This is a genomic window from Parasediminibacterium paludis, assembly GCF_042651445.1.
Taxonomy (GTDB): domain Bacteria; phylum Bacteroidota; class Bacteroidia; order Chitinophagales; family Chitinophagaceae; genus Parasediminibacterium; species Parasediminibacterium paludis.
On record NZ_JBHSDC010000007.1, the window covers coordinates 1 to 12909 of the forward strand.

General features: G+C 34.7%; 9 protein-coding genes. All 9 read right to left on the bottom strand.

Annotated features, from left to right (window positions below):
* On the bottom strand, positions 1-256 hold a 256-nt coding region (locus tag ACFOW1_RS06195; protein ID WP_379012956.1), incomplete at its 3' end, for a hypothetical protein.
* A 65-nt stretch (positions 257-321) separates the two neighbouring features.
* A complete protein-coding gene (locus ACFOW1_RS06200; RefSeq protein WP_379012957.1) occupies positions 322-768 on the bottom strand; it encodes a hypothetical protein in 447 nt (148 codons plus the stop codon).
* 4 nt (positions 769-772) lie between these two features.
* Entirely contained in the window at positions 773-1231 is a 459-nt protein-coding gene (locus ACFOW1_RS06205) for a helix-turn-helix domain-containing protein (protein ID WP_379012958.1), read from the bottom strand.
* Positions 1218-1718 (bottom strand): hypothetical protein, encoded by a 501-nt coding sequence (locus tag ACFOW1_RS06210; protein ID WP_379012960.1) that lies wholly within the window; start codon positions 1716-1718, stop codon positions 1218-1220. The genes ACFOW1_RS06205 and ACFOW1_RS06210 overlap by 14 nt, the downstream gene beginning before the upstream one ends.
* Positions 1719-1883: 165 nt before the next feature.
* Positions 1884-2762, bottom strand: coding sequence for an HNH endonuclease (locus tag ACFOW1_RS06215; protein WP_379012961.1), 879 nt, complete (start codon positions 2760-2762; stop codon positions 1884-1886).
* Positions 2759-4303: an AAA family ATPase gene (locus tag ACFOW1_RS06220; RefSeq protein ID WP_379012963.1), complete on the bottom strand. Its 1545-nt coding sequence runs from the start codon at positions 4301-4303 to the stop codon at positions 2759-2761. Before ACFOW1_RS06220 ends, ACFOW1_RS06215 begins: the two co-directional genes overlap by 4 nt.
* Before the next feature lie 85 nt (positions 4304-4388).
* On the bottom strand, positions 4389-9506 hold the full coding sequence (locus ACFOW1_RS06225) for an ATP-binding protein (RefSeq protein ID WP_379012964.1): 5118 nt from the start codon (positions 9504-9506) through the stop codon (positions 4389-4391).
* A 13-nt stretch (positions 9507-9519) separates the two neighbouring features.
* Positions 9520-10905, bottom strand: a complete 1386-nt coding sequence (locus tag ACFOW1_RS06230) for a restriction endonuclease subunit S (RefSeq protein ID WP_379012965.1) — start codon at positions 10903-10905, stop codon at positions 9520-9522.
* Between the two features lies 1 nt (position 10906).
* Complete coding sequence (locus ACFOW1_RS06235) at positions 10907-12904, bottom strand: restriction endonuclease subunit M (RefSeq protein WP_379012966.1); 1998 nt, start codon at positions 12902-12904, stop codon at positions 10907-10909.
* Between the last annotated feature and the right edge of the window lie 5 nt (positions 12905-12909).

Consider the following 12909-nt stretch of genomic DNA (forward strand, 5'->3'; position numbering starts at 1 on the left):
TAGTTTTACCTAGTAGACCAGCATCGCTTAAAAACAAAACGTAGAGCTTGAACATGGATTGTAAAGGAAAGGCATGGTGGTGGTGGTTGGAATGACTGTATTTTTTATTGCTATGCTTTGTGTTTTGGATGGCTCTTTGCAAACGAGGAACGAGGCTTGCAATGTGCCAAATAGCATAGCTGCATTGCAATAAAAAAGTATTGCAGTTAAAAATTGGCAGCAACACAAAATGCAGTATCGGCAAGGCTTGTAGCATAGCACTGCATAAGCCGTTTTTCAGTGAGTAGGCTGGGTGGGTATAATAGTTGCTGTGCTACTCAATTATTCTGCCCTTTGGCTATTTATGCTTGTAGGATCGAGTATTGGTAAAATAGCATTATGTAAAAAAGTACCTTTGAATGTATTCCACATCACACCTCTAGTTGTTGATATGGATATTGAATTTAAAGTAGTTATTAAAGCATCTGGAATTGATATCTTACCATTACTATCTTGTGTTACAATACTATCGTAATTGTCAATGTAGTATATATTGCTTGTTGTAAGACTTCCTAACTGAATATCTTTTGCTCCATTTAATATTTGAACCCCAATTATGACTATGATAAACTTATTTTCTTGACTGAGTTGTATTTCAGTCTTTATTTCAAAAGTAAATGCTTGGTTATTTTCGATATTAACTGATGAAGAAGCTATATTGCTACTGATAAGTTCAATACCCCTAAATTGTATTTCGGCAGGAATATCTATATTTTTTATTTCAGACATAGTATTAAGATTTAGCTATTAAAGAAGTGTAAGGCATACCAACGATATGGCCTACACCGCCAATTGAATTGTATCTATTATTTCTAAAAAAATTATACTTACTGATACGCTCAACTTCTACAACTTTTGTTACTACTTGTATTGTTTTTTGATAGATGACTTGTACTTGCTGTGGTTGCATTAAATATGCAGTTTCTACACCTAAATGATATGCGATTTCATCTAAGGTATCTACTGTAAAATTGTGTGTACCACTTAGCCATTTAGTAATAACTGAGGGTTGCTTACCTATTTTTTCTGCAAAAGTTGAGTTGTTGTAGCCTTTTGCCTTAATAAGGTCGTCAATACGACAAGCTAATGCTACACGATTTTTGTTTTGCATTCTTTTCAAAGGTGATGCATCTGATAATATTCTTTTTATTAAGGGATTGCTTGTTCTTTGTGTTTTTTTAATCGTTGTCATTGTTTGAAAAATTTAGGTTACCTAATAATTGTAAACCATCGTCACTAAAACAGATTTCTTTATCGATAATTCGTTGGGCTATTTGTTCACTTATTTTAATTACAGCTTGTGCTTCATCTTTTAATTTGGTGTCTTCTTGCCAAGCTCTTATATCCTTAGTTTTTATACCACCACTTCCCAAAATCAAAATTGTAAGGCCGTATCTAATTCCATATAATCTGAGGTTTTTATCTGGGTTATCATAAATGGCTACAACACCATCGCCAGGTTTTCCTTCATTAATTTTTATTAAGTTTTCCCTGATGCCATATTTATTTCCCATATCTTGTAATAAGTCGCCAATACTAAGTATTTCATCTGGGAAATCTTCGTTATACTCTTCCACGAATTTGTCGAATAGGGTTAGCTCTTCTCCATCTGGCAATGCAGAATAGATAGTAGCTTTGCTACCCGAAAATTCATCTAATGGTATGATTTCGTAATTCACTTATAAAAGAATAGAGGATGCAATAATAGTGCCTTTTCTTGAAACCATTTTACTTATAAGTGAAATTTTAACAAAAAAGGAACAAGTGAACTTTTGAGAAAATAATTTTTTAAAGGAAAATGGTTACGATTTTCAACTTAGTTTAAGCAATAAGATATTCTTATCCTATTGAACCTGATGTTGGAATCCTTCACTGCAATACCAATCATCTTTACTTATGACTGTGTATAATGCTGCTTTCCAAGAATTTTTATTTGTTTTTGACCTGCTAATGGCTTCACCAGACAAATACTTTTTTACTGCTTCACTGCCACCTTCTCCAAATTTTTCACTTATAGAATGATTAATTTCAACTAACTCTTTTGCTGCCTGCACACTGTATAAATCATTAAGCTGTAAAATTTCAAAGTGATATTGCACTCTTTTGAATAATGTATCATCCCATTCTAATGGTTTGATAACACTATAAACAATCGTTGGTGGTGTTGATTGAATTACATTGGCATTTAACCAAACTGAATTTTCTAAATCATCATAGTATGGATGTATAGTTTCTTCTTCTTTTTTTGAAGGGCTATTAGCTAACTTTATTTTATTACAATCACTACACGAAGGCACCAGATTAATTGGTGTTACGGATAATAGAGGGTGATTTGCCTTTGGTAAATAATGGTCAAGTTGTGTAACATCACGATGGCAACATAAGGGACAGGTTCCTAGTTTAGCAATTGTTTTTATTTTATCATAAATATGCCTACCAGGCGAACCTTTAGCAGCAAATTTGTTAGTATATACATCATTTAATTCTTCAACTGATACTAAGTCATTAATAATCTTATCATTTTTATTTTGCTTCGTAACTTTAACAGGTATAAAATAGTTAAGACTATTTGTTTTAGCATATTGCTCGTAATCATTTGATGCTTTTACAACAAAATCTTTGCAGTCTGTTAGCCTTTGTTTTTTATCCGCATCTTCATAATTGGATAGACATAACAAATAAACCTCTTCAACTTTATAGTCAGGCTTTAATAATTTTATCATAAAGAATTTACTGAATTATTCTTGTTATTGTATAACGTCATTAAAATTGAACGGGCTTCCATTCCGATGTTATTGTCAAAATGCTCCAAAGCGTCATTATAGCTTTCAAATTCATCAACAATTTTATGCAGTATGTTGTAAAAGCCAGAATTCATAACCTCGAGCCCAAAAACTGCACTGGTTAATCTACCAACGTTCTCACCAAATGTTTCAATTTCTAGTCTTTCTGCAATGGCTTCAATTCCACTTCTCCTTAGCTTCCAAACGCAGCTATTTGGAACTTCTTGTAGAATAACAGGGGAATGTGTTGCAATAATTGCAACAGCATTATTTTGAATTAGCAATTCAGATAAAGCCCTTGTAAATGCTGAAAGCAATGGTGGATGCAAATGAGCTTCAGGCTCATCTATCAAAACAAAGCTTCTTTCTTGAGTTTGTGCTACTAACTGAGTGATTGATAACAGTATTATTTTATGACCTGAACTTAACTTACTAAATAAATCAATAGCCTTGTCTTTAACCAATTTTGGCGACTCAATAAATAAATCACCAAGGCTGGTAATATTTGCTTCACGAAAATGTTCGTCTGACTGTAATTTTTCAATTGCATTCTTCCATTTAACAATTTTAGATTTATGAAAGCAAGTATTTAATCCTTCAAAAAAATCCTCAGCCTGCTCTTGTTTTGACTTTATGTAAAATTCATTAATACTCCCATCTTTTAACTTTTGTAAACCAATGTACGAGTATTGAATATTTGTAAATGGACTAATGTTTTGGGCTTTTGGTAAAGTAGAATCAAATGCACTAAAAGAAACGCAGATCAGGTTCGCAAAGATTAATTCTTGATTATTCTCTCTTTCAAAATTAAACTTACCAAATGAATTTTTATCATCATCTGCCTCATAAAGTGCATTAATCATATTATTGATTAAATGTGTTTTGCCAACACCATTTCGACCAATAAGAATATGAATATTAGTAGGTGGCTTTGAATGAGGACGAACTTTGAATGTGAGCAAAATATTTGAAGATGCACCAGAAATTTTAGGTGCTTCAAAAGAAAAATCGTATTTAGTTAATCTTACATCACCAAATGCCATTCTTCGAAATTGACCTGTAATTGTAGTTACACTTAGACCCCTTAAAAAAGAGCTGTGAGTTACTTCTTGTTCCATTGCGATTTTAAAAATATCGTCATCTCTTGCAATGTCTCGTAGTGCAATTAAAACGCTATCTCTAGTAGAAGACCCTAATTTATTTAAGTTATCATAATACGAATCATCTAACCCAACTGAAAAATACTCTTGGGGTAATTCATCAAATGAATGACCTATGGAATATACACGATCAAGTTTTTTCTGATTTATGAACGCAATTTTGACTGAACCTATCTCGATATTTGTACTAGAATCATCGTTGTAGGTAAGACGAAATAATGTATAATAGTCATAATCGTTCCAATCATCCCAATGCAAGAAAAATTGATTTTTGGCATCATAAGGTATTCTACCAAATCTTTCGATTATTGTAAATAGCATTTTAATTAATTGATTGAACTAGAAATCATAAATCTCAATTAGCAGTAAATAATCTAATATTATCTGCTCATATAAATATGAAAAATTACTTCTCATAAAACGGTTTTATGTCCACCTGTGCAAAAGGTTCAAAATGATTATTTCTTATTAATGCTCTTAGTGGTTTTTGAGAAGGTAACATTGAAAGAACAGCTTCTTTAGAAAGCTTATCTGTTGCACCAAAATTATCTGCCATAAATTTTGCATCTTCACCCTCTAATTGTAAGGCTATTTTAGTACCCATATTTTCAAATACAACTGTTGCAAAGTCACGTACACTTTGAGAAGCTAAAATGAAACCTACTCCATATTTTCTTGCTTCACGAATCAAGTCAGTTAAAGTTTGGTCGTAAGAGAGTTTATGAGCTTCGTCAATAACTACATAAAGTTTTATTGATTTGGATGGGCCGTCAGCCAACATTCGATTATAAACTGCTTGCAAAACAAATCTTGCTACAGACTTCATTAATTCAGGTGTATGAAGTTTTGATAAATCTATAATTGAATTTTTGCTAAGAATGTCATTGATAGAAACGCTTCCTTCACCTGAAACGAAAATGTTGTTTTCAAATAATGGCTCAATTCTGTACTTCAAGTTTCTCACATTTGTTCCTTCATTTTGTTCCATAAACTCTAGAATCGACCAAATGTCTTGGAATTGTGGTGGTTCATTATTCCAAGTTGACCTATCTGTTACGGAAAATCCTTTTTCTTGATAGGCACGTTTTATAGCATCTTTCAAAACAGGATGTTGTATATCGCCAAGGCCAAAAATCTGTTTCAAAATACTTGAAACTTGATAAACATTGCTCATATACCCGATTTTCTGACCTGTATTACCATCTACAGATAGTTCAAGTGGATTAATATCCATACCAAATGATGGGTCTAAAGCCATTGCTTTTGTAGCTTCTGCAAATGATTCATCTTTAGAATTAGTCAAAACACTTGAGATATACTCACCTTGGAAATCAAGGATCAAAAATGGTATTTCTTGCTTACTCAACTCATAAAGTACACTACTTGTAGTTTGTGATTTACCCGCACCAGATTTGCCCACAATCAAGAGATGTTGATTAGCCAACTTCTTTGGTGTCATTGTTATTGGGTCAAAAACCACATCTTTTCCATTATCAACATTTGAACCGAGTACAATTCTTGGTTTTGTTGTTGTTGGATTTTCTTTAACTGGTTGTTCTACTTTCAACTCTTCCTTCTTTTCTTGGTTTGGGATTACTTGTTCCTGTTCCTGTTCATCCTTAGGTTCGTTTTTCACTGTACCTATTAATGTTGGGGTTTTGGGCTCGTCGGGATTTGGAACAGGAATACTGCCTTCAGAATTTTCATCATTATCAAGATTCTTATTTATAGAGGTGTCTTCTATTTCAGTTTCTCTGATTTCAAGCAGTTCACAAATTTTTTTGTTGCCTAATTCGTAGACTGCATTGCCTTTGTAATTATCAACTGGCTTGGTAATACCTGCCCAATGTATAATGTAGCCTGATTTTTCAAATTCAAACTCAAAATCACCTGTATTGATGGACTCGACCAATGTTTTTAACTCGGCACTATCTTCACACAAATTGTGTCTGATTGCCCTTTCTAAATAAAAGCCAATAAGCGTTGAGAGTGATTTGTTGGTTAGGTGAACATCAATTTTAGGGTTTTCATCATCCGAAATGAATTTTGTTCTAAATGCTTTTTCTGAATTTTCATTCTTCTTGACAATTTCTTCTTTCAAGGCCATACTTTCAGTAATGCTTCCTTCACCTGAACGGAATTTAACTTCAATAAGGTTGATATTCAATTTGCCATTTTTCGCAGTAACTAAAATCAAATCGCTACGCTTTACAGATATTTCTTCGTCACTGTTTCTGCGTTTGCTTTGAGCAAACATATCTATATGGGTGTCAACAGGAATTAAAATTCCATTTTGCAATAACCCATCTTTTTCTAGAGCCAAACGAGTAATTGCCAATCCGATAATTTCTCTTGCATTGTTGGGGTTATTAATCAATTTCAGGGCTAATTTACCAGAAACTGATTTTATTATATCAAGTACTTTTTCGGCTCTAAAACTTGAAGTTGGAATATTAATTTTTTTCAGTCCATCTTCAACCAATTTCTCAATTTCAGCTAACCAACCTGTAGAAACAATTAATCTGTGACCAACACCATCCATAAATTCAGGTGTGTAGTCAATCAAATAACTTTTTAAGTTTGGATTTGCGTCTTCTGGATTATCAAAATACTCGATACCGAAATTTCTATCAATTGTGAAAACCCAATCTGAGCGTTTATGGATTTCACTTAGAATATGCCTATCTTGTTTGTTCAGTTCTAATTGAATGGTTGGAACATAATCAATCGACTTGCCCCATTCATAGTAGGAACAACTTAATCCAAGCACATTTTTACCAATATTGTATATCAGTGATGCAGTTTCGACATCTTCGCTGATTTCGGCTGTTGGTGACGGTACTACTTTTCTGCTCCAAGTAACTGCATCTTCCATTACATTAAATTCTGAACGATACTCGGCTAATAAACTGTGTAAGAAATATGAGCCTGGCACATTTCCAACTGGCCTAGCCGTAGATTTGGTTACAAACTGGTCTATGATTACTGTTACGTTCGCTTCTCTAAATACTATATCTGTCCATTTTGTGGGGTTAACCTTTACTTTAGAAAAGAAAAGTTTAGGGAATAATGGATTATGACTTGGCTCTAAAAGCTCATCATCAATATCTGGCCTGCTACCTTCAATTAATGATTCATCTTTCATTAAATCATCAAAAGCACTTCCCATTAATTCGTAGCCCAATGTGCCATAAAATGTAATGTCATATCTGAGGTTCTTAAACTCATCCATTTTTTGCAATTCTCGGATGGTATTTAGAAACAACTGACCATCACCAGGATTCAACACATTTAACTTCAAAGTTTTAATGTAAGGATGGTGACGTAAGTATCTCCAAAGTCTATCTGCAATTTGAGATGGTGAAACAGAGGAAATATTACCAAGGTCGTTTTTGTAACCTAATGCTTTTGAAATCAATGCCACTACCTTACGAATATCGGTTGTAGTGCTTTTGGGAAAAATGCTCCAAAACAAATCCAACACATCTGTATTTACATAAAAGCCATTTTGCTCAAATGCCAATGCGTTAGGAATATTCAAAGGCAAGATTTTCTCAAACCCTTCAATGTCAACTGCCTTGCTATATTCTGACTCATCCAAATCCAACAATTTCGCACTCCAATCAAACAACATCAACTGATACTGCAACAACCAAAGCATTTTCAATGGATGAGTAGGTGCCATCAGAATCATTTCTTCTGGTTCATCAGCTGTTCCAAGTTTGATGTGAATGGTATCTAAACGATTGAGTAAATGCGTATTTGTAAGCAGATTGTTTACTTCTGCATCAGGTGAGTCATTAATAGTATTAGCAATGGAATCAGTAAGTTTTTTGTACGCTTTACCATAATCAATGATATAGTTTTGGAATACCCTTAAGTCCAACGTTTCAATGACAGATGATGCATCAGCAGAAGTGATGGCGTGAAAAAGTTCCCGCCTTGCTTGTAAAAATTCATTGAATTCTGTTTTGAATATCGATAAACTTATTTTACCAGCTTTGAAATCGGACTGTTCAATGAACCCTCTATTACGAATGTCTACCTCATAAACACCACAACTAAAAGGGTCATTTAGAATCTTTTTTTCAAAATCATAAAGCAAATCATTTAAAGGAATTTGGTAGGTTTCTCTTGGGTTGGTTTTAATGCGATACATTAAAATTCTTCCGCTTTCCAAACCTTGACTTTCAATTTCTATTGCTCGCTTGAAGCGATATGTGGCTTTAAAAGTTGCTTCTGCAACATTTCTAATTCTATTGAAACGTTTGGTTTCTCCAGTAGTAGTATCACTTTCTTCACCACGCAAATAAAAAGGTTCGCTGATGTCTTCTGCTATTTTGGCTTTGTTTTCGTCTAAAGCAACTACTCTAATTTGAACTAACCATTCTTCACCTGGTTCAAGGTCAACATCATTGAAAGGAAAATTAGCCTGTTCAGCTGTGCCTTTAGCCGTTTTACGGTGCAGTTCATTGCTGGCATCTGATTGTTCTTCTCTTTCAAGTATGATGACAAACTGAGAAACCTTTGGTGTTTTTCTAGGATTAGTTTTCCATTTCACTTTAAGTTTAGTATTAGTAGTAGCTAGAAGATTATCTCCTTCAACTGCTAGACCTGTTGTACTTAAAGGATTTCCAGCTTTATCTCTGAATGGCTCTAAGAACAATTCAATTTGGTCTCCTGCCAAATCTTTAAAACGCCATTTGTCAAAGCTGATTTTTTTCAGCCAGTCTTTATCGGTTAATATTTTCTCAGTCCACTCTCTAACTTTTACCTGATTTTGGTTGCGAAAAAAATCTAATAAATGTTTCTTAACATCACCGTGGCTTGGGTCGAGACCTTTATTAACCATTGCTTCTATGGCAAGGAAAATAGTTTTATCTGTATCACTTAGTTGTTCAACACATTCGCCATTGCGTAGCAAACGAGCCTGAACATCTTCTTCTTTTAATTTTAAATCAGGAATTAGGTTGAGATAGTGCAAATAACCGCCTGCTGTTTCCCAAGTACATTCATCATTTTTTAAAGCCAATAGATAACGCAATTGATTTTCAATACGCTGTTTTCGTGCAACAGATGTTTCCATTACAGCTTTTACAATGGCTTGCTGTTCATCAGAAAAACTATGAATGATGACGTTTCTGTGTTGAGCCAACACACCTGCCAAGTCATACGATTCAAAAGTGTGAATATCATAACTATCTTCGGCTGCTCCTTTGAAACCTTGTGGAATAAATACCACCAAAACACCAAAATCCAAACGATTTCGTAATTCAATTAAGCGACCGCTTTCTACCTCAAAGGGTTCTGTTTTTTTATCAGTCAGTACATAGGCTTCTACTTCTTTTGATTTCAGGTCAGCATCAGTATTGATTTTTTCACAGGCAAAATGCATCACATCTTTGGGCAAATAATCTACCCGCAAACAGTGATTGCGTTGTTTGTTTAGTAATTTTGCTTTCAAATCGTTGAAAACCGCCTGGGCTATTTCTTCAAAATATATTTCTTGCGTTATCGTTACCATAGTTTAAAAATCTTTATACTTGGGTCAATGCTTGGGTTAATAATTCTTGAGCTTCATCTTCCAATCTGATTGCCTCTGCCCTGAGTTCATAGGCTTGGCGAACTAAGTCGCCTATTTCTTTTTGTTGTTTTTCTAATGGAAGTGGAATTAGGGATTGGCTTATCTGGTCTTCTGTAATCTCATCAATTACAGCACCGTGTTTATATCTCAGTAATTGGTGAAAACCATAATCTGATGATAGGAAGGCATACAAGTAGCCTGAATCAATTTTGCTTGTTTCTGGCTTAACTCGAATTAAATGTTCTGAAGCGGTACAGCCCTCATAATTTTTATATATTAGTAATGTCCTGCCAAGTGTTCCTGACCTTGAAATTAAAATTTGACCTTCTGACAACAACATATCATCAAGATTGGCAGTCTCCGATTTTGAAATGTATTTGAAGTCGGGTCTTATCTGAATAATATTTTTACCCGATAAGAATGCAATCCCATTATCCTTATCAACATAGTTTCTAGTAGAGCGACTGCCTCTAAATGAACAGTCCGCAATATTGTATAAGTTGTCATTTTTAGGGCAATGTTGAATGATATTTTCAACAATTACCTTTGCAATTGGATTGTAAAAATGAGCATCTAAGCGATAATCTTGGGTAAACTCATTCAAGTTTGTCATTCTTATTTCTACCATCCTATCTGAATCAAGGGTTTCAGGTTTTATGTCGGTTATTGGCGGAAGGTTGTTGTATTGAAGAACGAGGGCATTGGCTCTCTGTAGTAATTCGTGGGATTGTTCACGACAAGTTACGGCTGTTAAGTACTTTTTGTCAATTGATGAAATAATGCTTTCATTTATTACAGGAACAGGTATCTTGGATATTTGTGGTGCTTCAATATACTTTACTACTGCCCCAGCAGCATAATCGTTTAAAAGCTTATTTCCGTATTCACTTGCAAGAAACGCAGCAATGAAGCCACTGTATTTTTCTTTAACAATAGCTCTTGTTACGTTATTGGCGACTGCATATCCATCAATGATTGAATCTGTAATTCGAATGCTACCAATCGTTCCGAAGCCTGTAATTAGAACCCAACCTTTTTTTACTCTTAGCCTAAGTGCATCAGCTTGTGAATTTGTTATATAGGTTATTTCGGGTTCGAATGAAGCAATTTCAGCACTTGCTAAATACCTGCATTCATTGGAGTCTTCGAGGAATTCTCGTTTAAATACACCGGGATTGAATATTTCTTCGCAAAAATGTGAAAGTGGCTTGGTATCAAGATTGTCAATAAATAATTGGTTGGATGAAAAAAATTGCGGGTCAATTCTAGATTCATCTAAACTTATTTTAGATGAGTCCACAATAGTAGTTTCAAGGTCAAATAAATCTAAGATTCTCATATTATTTCGATTTATTGTATTGGTGAAACATTGCAGCAACTTTAGGCAATTCATCATCAACAATTCTACCTGTTGTTTCTACTACAGGCAGAAAATCAAGAATGGTAGATTCAGCGAATGGTTTGTATAAATCACGATTTACAATATCTCTACCTTTTTCATCTTTCTTATAAACGAAACCACCTCTGCGGTCTTTACCTACCTTTTTCACATTGGCCATAAAAATTTCATAAGGCTTCATTTGCCCACTCATACTCTCCATCAATTTTTCTTGGTCGCTTTTTCTCCGCAGTATGAGTACACTGGTTTGTGTGCCTGTTCGTGGCAAGAAGGTTTCTACTGGCAAATCTACACTAGCAAGTACTTGGCAATTTTGCAAAATCCAGTAGCGTACATAGGCATAGCCGGGGTTACTTAAAATACTGTCGGGTAAAACAATGCCGCATTTACCTGTGCCTGGTTTTAATAACTTGATGCAGCGTTCTACAAATAACACCTCTGGTTCTAAAGCGTTTTTCAAATTGCCCTCTTGAACCCATTTTCCATCTTCGGTTTTGCTCCATCCGTGTGCTAGTTCGTAATGTTCCAGAATTTCGTTTCGGTCAATTTTTATCTTGGCTCCAAATGGTGGATTTGCCATCACAAAATCCATAGAACCCAACTGAATTTTTTGTTTGGCTTCTTTAGATTTCCAAGCATTGGGATCTTCCAATCCGTTTTCTGCATATAAACCACCCCTGCCATCATTGTTCATAATCATATTCATTTGGGCAGCTTTCACCAAATTGCTGTTGAAGTCCGTGCCGAATATGTTGTACCCTGCCTGATGTACTTCATCAAACAAGGCTTTTTCTTCTTCTTCGGTTGGTTTATTGGGGTTCTTCCAATTGGCTTTGTGCTGTTGGCGAAGCTTTTCACTTACATAGTTAAATGCCATTACAATAAAGCCACCAGTGCCACAAGCAGGGTCATAAATGCGGTCATTGGGTTTGGGGTCAAGCATTTTAACCACCATTTTCACTACATTACGTGGTGTGAAAAATTCACCTTTAGTGCCTTCCAAAGTTGGACCAACAATAGTTTCATAAGCCACACCTTTTACATCTACAGAAGAGTGAATGAAATCGTATTTCTCTAACTGAGCTACGATATAAGAAATTGTTTCAGGATTGAAGAGAAGCCCTTCGGTTTGTGCATCAAACAATCCGTTAAACTCGTTTCGTTTACGGACTTCTTTGAAAAGTATTTCAATTCTGTCTTTAACTTCTTTATGACCTTGTTTGTCATTTCTTTCTTCTGCACTTCTGATAGCAAATCGAGGTCTGCCTCCGTGGGTTTCGTCTTCAATTTTAGCAAACAGTATTTTCAGAAACTCCCAAAATATCTGCTCCTTGCTTCCGCCTTGGTTGGCGTGAATATAATCGTGGCAACGCTTGAAGGCATACAATAAATTGTTGCCTGTAGCAACCCTTAATCTTCTACGGTCGGTGGTGTAAATAAATGAAGCATCTTCGCCATATCTTGGAAAATCATTGACTGGAAATACATCTGTTTCAAACTTGCTTTTCTTTTTCTGAAAGTAGATAGTTTCAATACCATTCGTCCAGCATCCATATTCAGCAGAAACTACATCAACAAGCATTTGTTCTAAATCGGTTGCACCTCCATTTTTATCGGTAGGGTTCGATTTAGGATTGGTAATTACAACAAGTACATAAGGTTCTTCTTTATCGTGGTGCATTACCACCAAAGGCACTTTTTTATTTTTTTGTTTATCGCCATCCCAAACTTTGATGTTAAAATCAACTTGAATATCTGTGTTTGGGTATTGGTATTCCTCCACCAATGTTCTTTCAAAGTTTTGCCTTACAGCTTCTTGTTCTGTTTCTTTTACGTATTTACCTGTAATGTAATCTGCTATTTTGCCATCAGGTATTTCTACATTGGCAACATAGTCTATTGCTGGTTCATTTAGTACCGTATTTTTTGTATCGCTCATTTTAA